This window comes from Ramlibacter sp., assembly GCF_035627355.1.
In the GTDB taxonomy this organism is placed as follows: domain Bacteria; phylum Pseudomonadota; class Gammaproteobacteria; order Burkholderiales; family Burkholderiaceae_C; genus Ramlibacter.
Genome location: NZ_DASPLW010000025.1, coordinates 71,548 through 87,036, shown reverse-complemented (window position 1 = coordinate 87,036; position 15,489 = coordinate 71,548). Strand labels below are relative to the sequence as shown.

The 15,489-nt window shown below is 69.7% G+C and carries 12 protein-coding genes; 5 read left to right on the top strand and 7 right to left on the bottom strand.

The features are described 5' to 3' along the window. Positions 1–46 precede the first annotated feature (46 nt). The gene (locus VEC03_RS19110) at positions 47–499 is read left to right on the top strand and encodes a sensor histidine kinase (protein ID WP_414708468.1); all 453 of its coding nucleotides are present in this window, start codon (positions 47–49) and stop codon (positions 497–499) included. Between the two features lie 53 nt (positions 500–552). Further along, positions 553–2,157 (top strand): 4-hydroxyphenylacetate 3-hydroxylase family protein, encoded by a 1,605-nt coding sequence (locus VEC03_RS07290; RefSeq protein ID WP_324914017.1) that lies wholly within the window; start codon positions 553–555, stop codon positions 2,155–2,157. An 18-nt stretch (positions 2,158–2,175) separates the two neighbouring features. On the opposite strand, the gene VEC03_RS07285 is transcribed toward VEC03_RS07290, so the two are convergent. The 7 genes from VEC03_RS07285 to VEC03_RS07255 form a co-directional block, all read right to left on the bottom strand. After that, entirely contained in the window at positions 2,176–3,726 is a 1,551-nt protein-coding gene (locus tag VEC03_RS07285) for a hybrid sensor histidine kinase/response regulator (RefSeq protein ID WP_324914015.1), read from the bottom strand. A gap of 7 nt (positions 3,727–3,733) precedes the next feature. Beyond that, a complete protein-coding gene (locus tag VEC03_RS07280) occupies positions 3,734–5,227 on the bottom strand; it encodes an ATPase domain-containing protein (protein ID WP_414708466.1) in 1,494 nt (497 codons plus the stop codon). A 118-nt stretch (positions 5,228–5,345) separates the two neighbouring features. Continuing rightward, complete coding sequence (locus VEC03_RS07275) at positions 5,346–6,665, bottom strand: TRAP transporter large permease subunit (RefSeq protein ID WP_324914012.1); 1,320 nt, start codon at positions 6,663–6,665, stop codon at positions 5,346–5,348. A gap of 13 nt (positions 6,666–6,678) precedes the next feature. Further along, positions 6,679–7,209, bottom strand: coding sequence for a TRAP transporter small permease (locus tag VEC03_RS07270; RefSeq protein WP_324914011.1), 531 nt, complete (start codon positions 7,207–7,209; stop codon positions 6,679–6,681). Continuing rightward, entirely contained in the window at positions 7,206–8,180 is a 975-nt protein-coding gene (dctP, locus tag VEC03_RS07265) for a TRAP transporter substrate-binding protein DctP (protein ID WP_324914010.1), read from the bottom strand. The genes VEC03_RS07270 and dctP overlap by 4 nt, the downstream gene beginning before the upstream one ends. Before the next feature lie 57 nt (positions 8,181–8,237). Further along, positions 8,238–9,701 (bottom strand): indolepyruvate oxidoreductase subunit beta family protein, encoded by a 1,464-nt coding sequence (locus VEC03_RS07260; protein ID WP_324914008.1) that lies wholly within the window; start codon positions 9,699–9,701, stop codon positions 8,238–8,240. Next, positions 9,698–11,881, bottom strand: coding sequence for an indolepyruvate ferredoxin oxidoreductase subunit alpha (locus tag VEC03_RS07255; RefSeq protein ID WP_324914006.1), 2,184 nt, complete (start codon positions 11,879–11,881; stop codon positions 9,698–9,700). Before VEC03_RS07255 ends, VEC03_RS07260 begins: the two co-directional genes overlap by 4 nt. A gap of 250 nt (positions 11,882–12,131) precedes the next feature. Between VEC03_RS07255 and VEC03_RS07250 the strand changes: the two genes are divergently transcribed. The 3 genes from VEC03_RS07250 to VEC03_RS07240 are packed head-to-tail and all read left to right on the top strand — an operon-like array spanning position 12,132 to position 15,485. After that, on the top strand, positions 12,132–13,310 hold the full coding sequence (locus tag VEC03_RS07250; RefSeq protein ID WP_324914005.1) for a 2-hydroxyacyl-CoA dehydratase: 1,179 nt from the start codon (positions 12,132–12,134) through the stop codon (positions 13,308–13,310). A 13-nt stretch (positions 13,311–13,323) separates the two neighbouring features. After that, positions 13,324–14,673 (top strand): 2-hydroxyacyl-CoA dehydratase family protein, encoded by a 1,350-nt coding sequence (locus tag VEC03_RS07245; protein WP_324914003.1) that lies wholly within the window; start codon positions 13,324–13,326, stop codon positions 14,671–14,673. After that, entirely contained in the window at positions 14,670–15,485 is an 816-nt protein-coding gene (locus tag VEC03_RS07240; protein ID WP_324914001.1) for an acyl-CoA dehydratase activase, read from the top strand. The genes VEC03_RS07245 and VEC03_RS07240 overlap by 4 nt, the downstream gene beginning before the upstream one ends. The last annotated feature ends 4 nt before the right edge of the window (positions 15,486–15,489 follow it).

Below are 15,489 nucleotides of genomic sequence, written 5' to 3'. Positions count from 1 at the left end.
GCTGCGGCGCGAGCCGATCGACCTGGCCGAGGTCATCGCCCGCAGCGTGGAAACCGTGCGGCCGCTGATCGAGGCGCGCGCGCACACCTTGACCCTGGACGTGCCGCCCGGCCCCCACCAGGTCGACGGCGACCCCACCCGCCTGGCCCAGGTGCTGCAGAACCTGCTGGTCAACGCGGCCAAGTACACCGCCGAGGGCGGGCGCATCACGCTGACCTTGCATCGCACGCGGGACAACGTGGAAGTCTCGGTGACCGACAGCGGCCGCGGCATCGCCAAGGACGAGCTGGAGCACATCTTCGAGCTGTTCGCCCAGGGCGCGGCGGGGCTGGCCCCGACCGCATCCGACACCGGCCTGGGCGTCGGGCTGGCGCTGGCCCGCGCGCTGGTGCAGATGCACGGCGGCAGCATGTCGGCCCACAGCGAAGGCCTGGGCAAGGGCGCGACCTTCGGGTTCCGGATTCCGCTCGCAGACAAGCCGGCCGCGGGAAACGCCTGATCGCGCCTGCGCCGAGGCGATGGTCCAATGGACCGAGCCTGACAGGAGCCCGCATGAAACTCTCCGATCCCGTGCCGTCCCGCGCGTCCCTGATGAGCGGCGACGACTACCGCGAGTCGCTGCGGCGCCTCAAGCCCCGGGTCTACGTCGACGGGCAACTCGTGCAGAGCGTGGCCGACGAGCCCTCGCTGCGCCCCGGCGTCAACGCGCTGGCCTTCACCTACGACTTCGCGCGCGATGCCGCCCACGAGCCGATCGCGCTGGCGACGCAGGCCTCGCGCCAGCGCGTGGTCAACCGCATGCTGCACGTCAACGACTCGGCGGGCGACCTGCTCAACAAGCTGGAAGCGGTGCGCGTGCTGTGCCAGGAAACCGGCTGTGCCCAGCGCTACCTGGCGCACGACGCGCTGAACGCGCTGGCGCAGGCGACCGCCTGCATCGACGATGCGCGCGGCTCCAACGAGCACCGCGCACGGTTCGCGGCCTACCTGGCCCGCTGCCAGGACGAGGACCTGTCGCTCGGCATCGCCATGACCGATGCCAAGGGCGACCGCAGCAAGCGGCCGCACCAGCAGGCCAACCCGGACACCTACGTGCACGTGGTCGAGCGCAACGCCCGCGGTATCGTGATCAGCGGCACCAAGGCCATCGTCACCGGCGGACCGTACATGCACGAACTGCTGGTCATGCCGGGCCGCCAGATGACCCAGGAGGACCGCGACTTCGCCGTCTGCTGCGCGGTGCCCATCGACGCCGGGGGCGTGACGCTGGTGTCGCGCCCGGCCGGCCGGCCCGGCGAGAAGCTGGAGCACGGCAGCGCCCTGTTCTCGCGCAAGTACGGCCAGGCCACCGCGGTGGTGCTGTTCGACCGCGTCTTCGTGCCGTGGGAGCGGGTGTTCTACGAAGGCGAGTGGGAGCACAGCCAGGTGCTCACCTACAGCTACGCCACCCACCATCGCCACAGCTGCATCGCGGCGCGGGCCGGCTTCGGCGACCTCCTGATCGGCGCCGGCGCCCTGATGTGCGAGGCGAACGGCTTCGACCCCGGCGAGAAATCCAACCTGCGCGAGCCCATGGTGGAGCTGATCAAGATCACCGAGGGCTTCTTCGCCTGCGGCGTGGCCGCCAGCGTGTATGGCACGCAGGACCCGCACAGCGGCTCGTTCATGCCGGAGCCGGTGTTCGCGAACATCGGCAAACTGCTGCTGGCCACCCAGATCTACGACATGCACCGGCTCGCGCACGAGGTGTCGGGCGGGCTGATCGTGGCCCTGCCCGGCCCGGACGAGGACCACAACCCGGCCACCGCCGCCACCCTGGCCGAAGTGCTGCGCGCCAATCCGGCCGTGCCCTACGACAAGCGCATCGAGGTGGCGCGCTTCCTGGAGGACCTCACGGCGTCCTACCAGGGCGGCTGGTACTCGCTGATCAGCCTCCACGGGGGCGGCTCGCCGGCTGCCATGAAGCAGGAGATCTGGCGGCACTACCCGGTGGGCAGCAAGGTCGACCTGGTCGAGCGCCTGCTGGAGCGAGGGGTGCTGCAGGAGGAAGGCCGCGCGATCACCCGCAACCGGCAACCCGGCCGCTGCTGCGACAGCGGCTGCAGCACGCCCGGCCAACCGGTGATGGTGCCGCTGCCGGCCAGCCGCAAGACCTGACCTGCGAGGGCCTGATCGTCACCGCTGGGGCGCAGGCACTGCCGCGGACAAGGTCCTGACGAGGTCCTCGACCGCGACGGGCTTGAGCAGGTGCTGGTCGAAGCCGGCCGCGCTGACGCGCGCACGGTCGGGCTCCTGTCCCCAGCCCGTCAAGGCGACCAGGTAGATGCCGGCCGTGCCCGGAAGGGAGCGGATGCGTCGCGCCAGTTCGCAGCCGTCCATGTCCGGCATGCCGATGTCGAGGATCGCGATCGCCGGCTTCGTCGTCACGGCCAGGCGCAGGGCCTCCGCGCCGCTGTAGGCCGTCTGCGGGGTGCAGCCCAGCATCTCCAGCAGGGAGGCCAGCGAGTCCGCCGCGTCCCGGTTGTCGTCCACGACGAGGACCTGCTGGCCGGACACGGCGGGGGTCTGAGCCGGCGCGGGCCCGACCGGTTCGGTTGCAGGCAGCAGGGGCAGCCGGACCGTGAAGGTCGAGCCGTGACCCAGCCCCTCGCTGTGCGCGGACACTTCGCCCTGGTGCAGGTCGACGAGCGTGCGAACCAGGGTCAGGCCGATGCCGAGTCCCGCGCGCGGCGCACGCGACGCATCCGACACCTGGACGAACATGTCGAAGATGCGAGGAAGATCCGCCGGCGCGATGCCGATGCCGCCGTCGCGGATCGACACCCGGCCGGTCCCGTCCTCGCGCTTCATCTCGACCTCGATCCGCCCCTGGCGCACGGAATAGCGGGCCGCGTTGTTCAGGAGGTTGCTGAACACCTGGACCAGCCGCACCTTGTCGCCCATGGCCGGCCACGGCTCCTGCGGCAGGTCCAGCACCAGCTCGAGGCCGTTCTCCTCGACCAGCGGCCGGCTCACGTCCGCGGCATCGCGCAGGACCTGCACCACGTCCACGGGTTCGAGCCGCAGCTGCAGCTTGCCGCGCGTGATCCTCGACACCTCCAGCAGGTCGTCGATCAGGCGCACCATGTGCCCGACCTGCCGCTCCATCATTCCGTACAGCTCCATCGCGCGCGTGCGCTCGACCTCCTGCCGGTTCAGGATGGCCAGGCCGTTGCGCAAGGGCGCCAGCGGGTTGCGCAGTTCGTGCGCCAGCGTGGCGAGGAACTCGGTCTTGCGCAGGTCGGCCTCCCGCAGGCCGTCCAGCATCGCGCGCAGCTGGTACTGCCGCTTGCGGGCCGCCAGCGCGGACCGCACGACGCTGACCAGGGCGGCCACCCGGACCGGTCGCTCCAGCACCGTGATGTTGGCCAGCTCGCTCATGGCGCGCGCGATGGCCGGCGAGTCCGCACCCGGACGGGCCAGCACGATGGCCGGGAGGTCCGACCACGCCGGCTGCGACCGGAGCGCGACGATGACCTGCTCGAAGCCGGGCTCCCCAAGCGCCTCCTCGGCCACCATGAGCGCGCCCGCACCGCCGGCGATCTGCTGCAGCAGGTGGCGGGGACCGGTGCACGGCAGGGCCTCGATGCCGGCGCGCTCGAGCAGGCGCACGCTCATGGACGCATCCTTGCCGGTCACCGCGCGCAGCAGGACGCGCAGTTCCCCGGATCCGGGCCCGGCACTCACGGCAGGCTCACCCCTTGTCTTGCGAGGGGGAGCCGCCGACGGACGCTGGCACGCCGGTCAGGACGCCACGGAACTCCTTCAGGGGCGGCCCCACGCGCAATCCGCTGTCCGACAGGAAGAACTCGCGGATGGTGCGCTCGTGCGCTCCGCTGCGCTTCTTGATCACGGAGATGGCCTGGCGCATTTCGCCTTCCGCCTCGAAGTAGCGCAGGAGCACCACGGAGTCGGCCAGGTAGCTGGCATCGACCGGGGTCTGCATCTGGGGGCCGATCAGGCCATGGTGCGCGCCCACCAGCAGGGTCGCCACCCCGGCCTGGCCCAGGTAGGTCAGCAGTTCGTGCAGCTGGATGACGAGGAAGCGTTCGTCGGGCATGGCGTTCAGGTAGCCGTTGAGGCTGTCGATGATCACCAGCCGGGCGCCACGACCGACCGCGTCCCGGATGAGATGCACGAATTCCCCGGGCGACAGTTCCGCCGGATCCACCGGCCGGATCAGGATGCGGCCCGCCTCGACATGGGGTGCGAGGTCCATCCCCAGCCCCTGGCATCGCCGCTTCAGGGTGGCCACGCTCTCGTCGAAGATGAAAAGCGAGGCGCATTCCCCGCGTTGGGCGGCCGCGTAGGCGAACTGCACCGCCACGCTCGACTTGCCGGTTCCCGGCGCACCGACCAGCAGCGTGCTGGTGCCCCGGTCGAGGCCGCCCCCCAGCAGGGCGTCCAGGGATTGGACGCCGCTGGCGAGCTTTTCGGGGGCGACATCGCCGGTGTGCTCGGCGGCGACCAGGCGCGGGAAGACGACCAGCCCGCCCCGGACGATCTTGTAGTCGTGGTAGCCGGACCGGAAATCGTGACCGCGATACTTCGTGACCACCAGCCGCCGGCGCGTCACGCCGTAGTCGGACTGCTGCTGTTCGAGCTTCAGCACCGCGTGCGAGATGCTCTGCACCTGCAGGTCGTGGTCGGTCGACGTCATGTCGTCCAGCAGCAGGACCGTGCAGTTGCGCCCGGCGAAGAACTGCTTGAGCGCCAGGATCTGCCGGCGGTACCGCAGCGAGTTGCCCGCCAGCAGCCGCAACTCCGACAGGGAGTCGAACACGACGCGGGTCGGATTGAGCTGACCCACGTCCGCGATCACGCGCTGCGTGGTCTCGCCGAGTTCCACCTCCGAAGGGTGGAACATGGTGTACTGCTCGTCCGGCAGCAGGCTGTCCGGCGAAGGCAGCAGCTCGCGCAGCTCGATGCCTGCGAGGTCCCAGCCATGGGACGCGGCGACGCCCTTCAACTCCCCGATCGTTTCCGACAACGTGACATACAGCACCGCTTCGCCGCGTCGGGCCCCCTCGCGCAGGAATTGCAGCGCCAGCGTGGTCTTGCCGGCGCCCGGGGTGCCTTCGACCAGATACAGCCTTCCCGGTGTCAGGCCACCGCCCAGGACGTCGTCCAGCCCGTCCACACCCACGCTCAGATCCACCTTGCAACTCCCGCGTTCCAGTGCACACATCCACGTGAGCCGATTAAGCCACAGCGGGTGCGCCAGAGGGAGCTCGACCGGGTTCGGGCAAGGCGCTTTGACGCCCGGTCTGCGTCACGCCTGCCGCACCGGGGATTCGCTGCCTTCGCTAGCCGATCCAGCCCGGCAGCCAGGTCGCGATCGCCGGCAGCCAGAACACGGCGGCCAGCAGCAGGATGCTCATCGCCACGTAGGGGACCACCGCCTGGAAGATGTGCCCCATGCTGACCGAGGGCGGCGCGACGCCGCGCATGGTCATCAGCAGCAGGCCGTGCGGCGGCAGCAGCAGCCCCAGCTGCATGCAGATCAGGAACATGATGCCGAACCAGACGGTGTCTATGCCCAGCTGCTGCACGATGGGCATGAAGATCGGCAGCGTGATCATCATCATGCTGACCTGGTCGACGAAGATGCCCAGGAAGATCAGCATCGCCATCATGCCCGCGACGATCGCGCCGGTGGACCAGCCCTGCCCCGTGATCAGCTGCACCAGCCCGTTGCTGGCGCCCGAGAAGGACAGGATCTGCGCGAAGGTGGTCGCGCCCAGGATGATGAACAGGATCATCCCCGAGATGTTGGCCGTGCCCTTGAGGGCCTTGAGCAGCGCGGTGAAGGTCAGCGCGCGGTAGGCCGCCGCCAGCAGCAGGGTGGCGAAGGCGCCCAGGGCCGCGCATTCGGTGGGCGTGGCCCAGCCCGCCGCCAGCGCACCCACCACCACGCCGAAGATCGACAGCGTGGGCAGCACGTAGGCGAAGAAGGGCTTCCACTTCGCCCAGCCGGTGTAGGCCGGCTGCTGCTCCGCGGTCGGTGCCAGCGAGGGCGTGATCCGCACCCGCAGCACGATCCACAGCACGAACGCTGCGGACAGCAGCGCACCGGGCAGCACACCCCCGACCAGCAGCTTGGAGATGGAGATGCCGGACAGCGAGCCGAGCAGGACCGTCAGCGCCGAAGGCGGGATCAGCATGTCGACCGCGCCGATGGCCATGATGGGCCCGGTCGCCAGCGTGGGGTGGTAGCCCCGCGCCAGCATCACCGGCAGCAGCAGCGAGCCCAGCATGGCGGTGGTGGCGATGGTGGAACCGGAGATCGCCGAGAACACGGTGCCGGCCACCACGGCGACCACCGCCAGCCGGCCCGGCAGGCGCCGGATCAGCCGCTCGATGCCTTCGATCACCTGCAGCGCCAGCCCGGTGTGGAACAGCACCTCGCCCATCAGCACGAACAGCGGGATGGGCGTCAGCGAGAACGCCATCACCGAGCTGACGCTGCTGCGGGCCAGCTGCGCCAGCCCGGCCTCGCCGCCCATGTACAGCCAGGCGCCGACGATGTTGATCGTGATGAAGGTCAGCGCCACCGGGATGCCGATGAACAGCAGCAGCGTGGAGCCGCCCAGCATCAGCCAGGCGGCGACGACCCAGTCGCTCATTCGAAGGCCTTCCTCACGCGGCGCTCACCGCATCCTGTCGCGGGGCGCGCTCGCCGGCCGCGAGCCGCTGCATCCGAAGCACCATCTCCACCGACAGCAGCGCGAAGGTGATGGGCAGCGGCGCCAGCGACCACCACTCGGGCGTGACCAGCGTCTTGATCATCAGCGAGCCGTCGCTCCAGCTCGCCCACGCGGCACGGGCGCCGTACCAGGTCATGAAGATGCAGCAGGCCAGGCCGACGATGTCGCCCAGCCACTCGATCTGCCAGGCCACCTTGGGCGGCAGCGCCTGCAGCACGATGTCGACCCGGATGTGCTGGCCCTGGCGCAGCAGCCAGGGCGCCACCAGCATGGTGGTGAGGAACAGCATCATCTCGGAGACCTCGTTGCTCCAGGCCAGCCCGCGCGGCAGGCCCGGCACCGGGATGTTGCGCAGGGCCACGTCGACCACGATGACCATCATCATGGCGAACATGACCGCGCAGCCGGCCAGCGCCAGGCCGGCCAGCAGGCGCTGCCATCCGAGGGCGAGGCTCGCCCTCACTGCTTGGGCGCGAACAGCGGCTTGAAGCGCGCGGCGACCTCGGGGCTCAGCTTCTGGGCGTTGGCCCAGCCCACCTCGTAGGCCTTGTCACGGTAGGCCTTGGCGGTGGCGGGATCGAACTTGATCGTCTCGATGCCGGCCTTCTGCTGGCGCGCGATCTCGTCGGCGGTGTACTGGGCCCAGAAGGTGTTCTGCGCCTCCAGCGCCAGCAGCTGCTTCTGCAGGTAGTCGCGCTGCGCCGGCGTGAGCTTGCGGTACGCCGGCAGGTTCATGATCAGCGACACCTCGGCGTCGTAGAAGCCGGGATCGACGCGGTACTTGGTCTTCTCCTGCCAGTTCAGGTCGAAGATGCCGCCGATCGGCCAGCCGTAGCCGTCGACCACGCCGCGCTCCAGCGCCGTGTAGACCTCGCCCGGCGGGGTGGTGACCACGTTGGCGTTGAGCGACTGGAAGAACTCGCGGTACACCGGCGTGATGCGGATCTTCAGGCCGGTGAGGTCCGGCTTGTCGATCTTCTTGGTGGTGTACAGGTGGAACGGCTGGTTCTCCACCATCCGCGCCAGGTACTGCATGTTCGCCTTCTCGTTCCAGACCTTGTTGATCGCGTCGAAGGCGCCGTTCTTGCGCTGCTCGGCGACCGGGATCTGGGTGAGCTTGAGGAAGTCGGCCTCCGGCATCACGTTGGTGTAGAAGGCGCCGGTGGACAGGGCCATGTCGACCACGCCGGTCTTGACCGCGTTGCCGACCTCGAAGGTCGGGATCGCCTTGGGCCCGCCGATGAAGTTGATCTGCAGCACGCCCTTGCCTTCGGCGTTGAACTTCTGGATCCACGGCTGCAGGCGCTGCACGTAGATGCCGTTCTCGGCGAAGGCGCTGACCATGCGCAGCGTCGCCTCCTGCGCAGCGGCTCCCGCCGCGAACCCGGTGGCCAGCAGCATTGCCGCGGCCTGGCATAGGACTCTTCGCTTCATCGCCTTGTCTCCTTGTGGTGGTGGACGAACATATAGCTTGCAGGGGGACCGGTCAATTCAGGCAGACGCGAGCATGCGTTCGAGGGCCGCACCGTCGTCGTCGGCGAGCGCGGCGCCGGCCAGTTCGCGGAGCCGGCGGCCGCCATCGGCCCGGGCCTCCAGCCGGGGCAATTCGGCCATCAGGCGCTGGAAGCTGCGCCAGCCGCGCGCATGGGTGTCGCCGTAGCCCTTGACGAGGCGCTGCGCCCGCACCACCTCCAGCGCCAAATCCGGGTGGATGGCCGCCAGCCGCTGCACCTCGGCCAGCCAGGTGGCGATGCGCTGCTGCTCGGCGGCGAAGCGCAGCGAGCGGCGCCGCAGCGGGCGCAGCGCCGCGATCGCATACAGCTGCAGGAAGCCGCCCAGCGAGCTGGTGCGGACCACCTTGCCCTCGCGCGTGAAGCGGCCGACGAGCGCGCGCGCCATCCGGCTGGCAAGCAGCCATCGGCCCAGGCCGGCCGGCAGGATGTCGGCGATCTCCTCCACGCGCGGGTGCATGTACTCGTTGATCGCGAGCAGCTGGTCCTGCCGCAGGCGCACCTCGCCGGCGACGCGGGCGAACCGGGTGCGGCGGGTCTTCAGGTCGGCGACGCGGATCGCGTCCTCATAGCTCATCCACAAGGCCAGGTGGCGCGCGGCCTCGACCAGCACCTCGCCCGCGGCACGCAGCGGCAGCAGGCGGTCCAGGTAGTCCGCGGCATGGGCCTCGTCCTGGTAGTCGGCCAGGCGCAGCACGCCGTGGCGCAGGGTGTCCTGGGCGGCGGGCGGGAACTCCCGGGCGATGCGCGCACCCAATTCGGCCAGCCGGGGACCCAAGGGCACCGTGCTGGCCGGGGTTGCCTGCGCGGCGGCCTCGGCCAGGGCGGCGTCGTAGCCGGCCGCGAAGGCCTTCAGGCTGGCCTTGACGCCGACGCCCCCGCGGCGGATGGCCTCCTCGAACTGCTGGCGCGCGAAGGGCAAGGCGCCGGAGGCGGCCAGCGCGCCGAACAGCACCGGCGAGATCGGCCCGCCGGCCTGCTCGGCCAGCTCCGCGAAATCGGCCGCCACCAGCCGTGCCGCCGCGGCGCGTGCGCCGGCCATCAGCTTGTCGCCGTCGACCCGGCCATCGCCCATCGCGGTGCGCTCGTTCATCGAATACACGCGGTGGGTGGACACCACGAAGGTGGTGCGCCCGGGCGTGACCAGGCCCCGCTGCAGCGCGCGGCCGGCTTCCATCAGCTCGGAGGCGATCACCACGTCCATTTCGCCCGGCACGGGCGCCAGTGCCAGCACCGGCTGCGCCCCCGCCGGCACGGCCGACTGCGGGAACAGCTCGATGTAGTAGACCGTCGCTCCGGTGCGCTGCGCCACGCCCGGCACCGAGGTCGCCTGTGCCAGAAAGCCGTTGGCCTCGCCCAGGTCCACCAGCCAGTCGGACAGCACGCCCCCGCCCTCGCCGCCCATGGCGAGCAGGGCGATGGTGATGGCGCGGGGCTGTGTCATGCGGCCAGGCCCTCCAGCCGGCGCTCGATGCGGTCCTGGAAGAAGCCGATCACCGCGGCCGCCAGCCGCTGCTTGAAGCGGTCCCAGCGCGTCGGGTTGTTGACGATCTCGGCGCGGTAGAACGAAGGGCACAGCACCGCCGCGTGCGCCGTCTCGCCGCACAGGCCGCAGCCCACGCAGCTGTCGATCACCGTCGCCACCGGATCGCGTCGCAGCGGATCGGGGTTCTCGCGGATGGTCAGCGACGGGCAACCCGACAGCCGGATGCAGGAGTGGTCGCCGGTGCACGTGTCGGGGTCCACGCCGAAGCGCTCGCGCACCACCCGCTTGCCCTCGGCGATGGCCTTGCGGGCCAGCGGCTTGACGCGGCGCTGCTTGTTCAGCATGCACTCGCTGGAGGCGACGATCACCTTCGGGCCCTGGACCGGCGTGGTCAGCGCTTCGCGCAACGCATCGCGCATCTTCGACAGGCTGTAGGTGTGGTCGATGGTGCGCACCCACTCGACGCCGACGCCGCGCACGGCCTTCTCGATCGGGTGGTTGGTGGCGCGGATCGGGTTGGACGCCTTGGAGGACAGCAGGTCCTGCCCGCCGGTCGCGGCGGAGTAGCCGTTGTCGATCACCACCAGCACGTTGTCGGACTTGTTGAACACCGCGTTGCCGACGCCGCTGGTCAGGCCGTTGTGCCAGAAGCCGCCGTCACCCATGATGGCCAGGGCCCGCTTGCCGGTCTCGGGCGTGTTGAACGCCGACGCGCCCGCCCAGCCCAGCCCGTAGCCCATGGTGGTGGCGCCGATGTTGAACGGCGGCAGGATGGAGAACAGGTGGCAGCCGATGTCGCAGCTGACGTGGTGCGTGCCCAGCTCGCGCTCGACCAGCTTGATGGCGGTGAAGATCGGCCGCTCCGGGCAGCCGGTACAGAACGAGGGCGGCCGGCCCTGCACCTGCTCGGTGGCCTCCCGGATCGCGATCGCCTTCGGGTTTCCCTCCATGCGGGCGGGGGGCGGAGCCGGCCGCGCGGCAACCGGCAGCTCGCGGCCCTCCAGCAGCGCCGGGGCGCACTGGCGCAGGAAGCCGGCGATGCCCTTGACCAGCACCCCGCCGGTGTACTCGCCGGCCATGGGCAGGAAATCCTTGCCGTGCACCTGGGTCTGCACGTCGGCCTTGCGCAGGATGGCGTGCACCGCCTGCTCGATGAAGTCGGGCTGGCCCTCCTCCACCAGCAAGATCGCGCGCTTGCCGGCACAGAAGCGGGTGAACTCGGCATCCACCAGCGGGTAGGTGACGTTCAGCACGTAGAGCGGCACGCGCGAGCGGCCGAAGGCGTCGGCCAGGCCCAGCAGTTCCAGCGCGCGCAGCACCCCGTTGTAGAGGCCACCCTGCAGCACGATGCCGACGTCCTGCTCGCCCTCGGCGAAGAATTCGTTGAGCCCGCGCTCCTGGATGAAGCGCACGGCGGCCGGCCAGCGCTGCTCGACCTTTTCCTGCTCGTGCAGGTAGGTCGAGGGCGGCAGTGCGATCCGGCCCGCGTCGCGGCGCGGCTGCTCGATCGCGTCCTTGAGCGTGAAGTCGGCGCGCCGGTTGTCCTTGCACGTGAAGCGCCCGTGCACATGGCAGGCGCGGATGCGCAGCTCCAGCATCACCGGCGTTCGGCTGGCCTCGGACAGCTCGAAGCCCTGCTCCACCGCCTGCACGATGGACGGCAGGTTGGGCCGCGGATCCAGCAGCCAGACCTGCGACTTCATGGCAAAGGCGTGGGAGCGCTCCTGCATGATGCTGGAGCCCTCGCCGTAGTCCTCGCCGACGATAATCAGCGCGCCGCCGGTGACGCCGCCCGAGGCCAGGTTGGCGATCGCGTCGGAGGCGACGTTGGTGCCGACGGTGGACTTGAAGGTGACGGCGCCGCGCAGCGGGTAGTTGACCGAGGCGGCCAGCGTCGCCGCCGCGGTCGCCTCCGATGCGCTGTGCTCGAAGCGGATGCCCAGCTCACGCAGGATGTCGTTGGCATCCGTGAGCACGTCCATCAGGTGCGAGATCGGCGCGCCCTGGTAGCCGGCCACGTAGGACACGCCGGACTGCAGCAGCGCCTTGGTCACGGCCAGGATGCCCTCGCCGCGGAACTCCTCGCCGGCGCCCAGGCGCAGCTTCTCGACTTCGGCGGCAAAGGAACGTTCAGCCATGGGGGTCCCGGGACAGCGGTAACGCAGCAATCTACGCACCCGTTTGACATTTGGCGAATGGATTGTGTCGATGCCGCACATTCCGCGCGTGAATGATCCGGGCCAACCCTGAAAACGAAGGGCCTCATTCAAGTACCCCATCAGGAGGCCGCGCTCCGAAACCTTGATCCACGTCAGACATTGCCAGGCCGGTCCCGCGCTTAAATAAACGTATTCCGGTACTGCAATACCGGTTTACAGGAGACAAGCGATGGAGACAGCACCGTCCGACGGCCCCGGCGCCGAGCTCGACGAGATCCTCGAGTACTGCAACACCCTGCGGCAGTCGCCCGTGCCGGATGACAGCGCCCTGCCGACCGGCTTCACCGGCACGCTCGGCCATTTCCCCGTGTATTTCCCCGAGGAGATCGCCCATGCCGCCGGCCTGCTGCCGGTGAACATCCTGGGCGGCGGCAACAAGCTGGAGCTCAAGCATGCCGACGCCCACATGGGCTCGTTCATCTGCTCCATCTGCCGCTCCACCTCGGAGATGGGGCTCAACGGTTCCCTGCAGGGCCTGAAGGGCTTCATCACCCACCCGATCTGCGACGCGGCCAAGCACCTGGCCGGGATCTGGGGCCGCAACTTCCCCGAACAGCTGGCCCAGATCCTGTACCTGCCGCAGAACCCGAACACGCCGGGGGCGGTGCGCTACGTGGCGTCCGAGTACCAGCGCCTGCGCGGCGAGCTGGAGCGCAAGTCGGGCCAGGAGGCCACTGACGCCAAGCTGGCCGCCAGCATCCGCGCCTACAACCGCAACCGCGCCCTGCTGCGCGAGCTGTACGCGATCCGGCGCGACGAGCCCTGGAAGCTCAGCTGCACCGAGTCCTACCTGCTGCTGCGCGCGCGCACCCGCATCCCCTGCGAGGCGCACAACGAGCTGCTCGAGCGCGCGCTGGTGGGCATCCGCGCCCGCAACCGCCAGGCCCAGGACAAGCCCCGGGTGGTGTTCGTAGGCGGCTTCTGCGAGCAGCCGCCGCTGGAGATGCTGGAAGCGATCGACGACAACTGCTACGTGGTCGACGACGACCTGCTGATCGGCCTGCGCTGGCTCACCGACGACGTCCCCGGCACGGGCGACCCGATCTGGGCGCTGGCCGAGAGCTTCATCCAGCGCTGCGCCGCCAGCCCGGTGCAGCACGACGAGCGCAAGACCAAGGAGGCCTACCTGATGGACATGATCGCCGGCAGCAAGGCCGAGGCGGCGATCGTCACCGCCGCCAAGTTCTGCGAGCCCGGCCTGGACGAACAGGTGGCCTGGTCCAAGCACCTCGACGAGGTCGGCGTGCAGTACCTGGTGCTCGAGTTCGAGGAAAAGATGACCTCCTTCGAGCAGATGGCCATGCAGCTCGAGACCTTCGCCGAATCGCTGCTGTTCGCAACCGCCTGACCGGAGCCCGTCCATGAACACCGAAACACTCGAACGGGCCCCGGCGCCCGCGGCCGGCGAGGCCGAGTTCAACCCGATCCAGGAAGGCCAGCGCCTGATGAAGGCCTGGTACGCCAACCTCGAGCAGGCCAAGGCGCGCGACCAGAAGGTCGCCAACGTCTTCGTGATGGGCAACGCGGTGGAGATCCTGCGCGCGTTCGACTTCCAGCTCGTCTTCCCGGAGATCAACTCGCTGCAGACCGGCGTGCGCAAGAAGTCCGAGGAGTACCTGCGCGAATCCGAGGACTACGGCTATTCGCCGGACGTGTGCTCCTACGTCAAGGCCGACGTCGGCCTGATCCTGCGCGAGCAGCAGCACCCGGCGGGCCAGATCCCGAAGGCGGACATCGCCATCACCTCCAACATGTGCAGCACCTTCATCAAGTGGGGCGAGATCTGGGAGCGCATGCTCAAGATGCCCACCTTCACGCTGGACCTGCCCGGCCAGCGCGGGCCGAACTGGCAGGTGCGGCGCGGCGACGCCCAGCACATGGCCGACGCCCAGTGGGTGGAGGCGCAGTTCCGGCACCTGATCACCCGCTGCGAGAACATCACCGGCCGGCGCTTCGACTTCGACAAGCTGGCGCAGGTGCAGGACCGCGTGAACCGCATGGTCCACCACTGGAACAACGTGATGGCGCTCAACCGGGTCTGCCCGGCGCCCTACAACGCCATGCTGGACGGCCTGACCTACATCGGGATCATGAACGTCTACCGCGGCACCGAGGAAGGCGTGGAGTACATGCGCCGCCTGGAGGAGCAGCTGCGAGCCAAGGTGGCGCGCGGCGAGGGCCGGGTCGCGGAAGAGCGCTTCCGGCTGCTGTTCTCCGGCACGCCGTGCTACGTGTCCATGCGCCGGCTGGTCGAGCTGTTCGAGACCTGGGGCGGCGTGTTCGCCTACTCCGATTACCTGACCTTCGCGGCCGGCGGCATGGACGCCGGCGAGATGGTCTACGACACGTCGCGCCCGCTGGAGAGCCTGGCCGAGATCACGGCGCTGGCCGCCCAGCGCGGGCTCTCCAACCAGTTCTTCGCGCACGAGCGGCTGGCCCAGCAGATCAAGGAGTACGACGTGGACGGCATCGTGTTCCACGGCATCAAGAGCTGCCGCTTCGTCTCCTCGGGCATGGCCGACACGCGCAACTACCTGAACCAGCGCCTGAACATGCCCAGCCTGTACATCGAATCGGACCTGATCGACCCGCGCTACTGGTCCGATGCGCAGATCAAGAACCGGGTCGACGCGTTCTTCGAATCGCTGCACCAGCGCGGCGGGGCGGCACCCGGCACCCCAGCAACCACAACGACAGGAGGCAAGGCATGAGGTACTTCGGCGGCGTCGACGTGGGCTCGACGCAGACCAAGGCGGTGGTGCTCGACGAGGACGGCAAGCTCGTCGGCCGCGCGCTGCTCGACATGGAAACCAGCATGGTGACCATCGCCCAGGACGCGTTCCGCGCGGCGCTGGCGGACGCCGGGCTGGCCGAATCGCAGGTGGAGCGCATCGCCAGCACCGGCTACGGCCGCTACAACGTGTCCTTCGGCCACGAGCAGGTGACCGAGATCAGCTGCCACGCGCGCGGCGCGGTGGCGCTGTTCCCCGGCACGCGCACGGTGATCGACATCGGCGGCCAGGACACCAAGGCGATCGCCGTCAAGCCCGACGGCCAGGTGGCCGACTTCACCATGAACGACAAGTGCGCTGCGGGCACGGGCCGCTTCCTCGGCGCGGCCTCGTACGCGCTGGAGATGTCGCTGTCGGACCTCGGCCCGCTGGCGCAGCAGTCGCGCAACCCGGTGCGCATCACCACCACCTGCACGGTGTTCGCCGAGTCCGAGATCATCAGCCACCTGTCCAAGGGCATCCTGCCGGAGGACGTGCTCATGGGCGTGCACCAGGCGATCACCAGCCGCTGCGTGTCGCTGGCGCGCCGCGTGGGCATCCACTCGGAAGTGACGTTCACCGGCGGCGTCAGCCGCAACGTCGCCATGGTGCAGCTGATCGAGCAGGCCGTGGGCATGAAGATCAACGTCAGCCCCGACGCGCACTTCTGCGGGGCGCTCGGCGCGGCGCTCTTCGCCCGCGAGCACGCACTGTCGAACGCGGCCGCGCCGGTCGAAGCGGCCCTGGCCTGAGGAG

What these genes read in the sequence shown, in the direction of transcription:
- VEC03_RS07290 (WP_324914017.1), top strand. Translation starts at nt 553, where the DNA reads ATGAAACTCTCCGATCCCGTGCCGTCCCGCGCGTCCCTGATGAGCGGC.
- VEC03_RS07280 (WP_414708466.1), bottom strand. Translation starts at nt 5,227, where the DNA reads ATGTGTGCACTGGAACGCGGGAGTTGCAAGGTGGATCTGAGCGTGGGT.
- VEC03_RS07275 (WP_324914012.1), bottom strand. Translation starts at nt 6,665, where the DNA reads ATGAGCGACTGGGTCGTCGCCGCCTGGCTGATGCTGGGCGGCTCCACG.
- dctP (WP_324914010.1), bottom strand. Translation starts at nt 8,180, where the DNA reads ATGAAGCGAAGAGTCCTATGCCAGGCCGCGGCAATGCTGCTGGCCACC.
- VEC03_RS07260 (WP_324914008.1), bottom strand. Translation starts at nt 9,701, where the DNA reads ATGACACAGCCCCGCGCCATCACCATCGCCCTGCTCGCCATGGGCGGC.
- VEC03_RS07255 (WP_324914006.1), bottom strand. Translation starts at nt 11,881, where the DNA reads ATGGCTGAACGTTCCTTTGCCGCCGAAGTCGAGAAGCTGCGCCTGGGC.
- VEC03_RS07250 (WP_324914005.1), top strand. Translation starts at nt 12,132, where the DNA reads ATGGAGACAGCACCGTCCGACGGCCCCGGCGCCGAGCTCGACGAGATC.
- VEC03_RS07245 (WP_324914003.1), top strand. Translation starts at nt 13,324, where the DNA reads ATGAACACCGAAACACTCGAACGGGCCCCGGCGCCCGCGGCCGGCGAG.
- VEC03_RS07240 (WP_324914001.1), top strand. Translation starts at nt 14,670, where the DNA reads ATGAGGTACTTCGGCGGCGTCGACGTGGGCTCGACGCAGACCAAGGCG.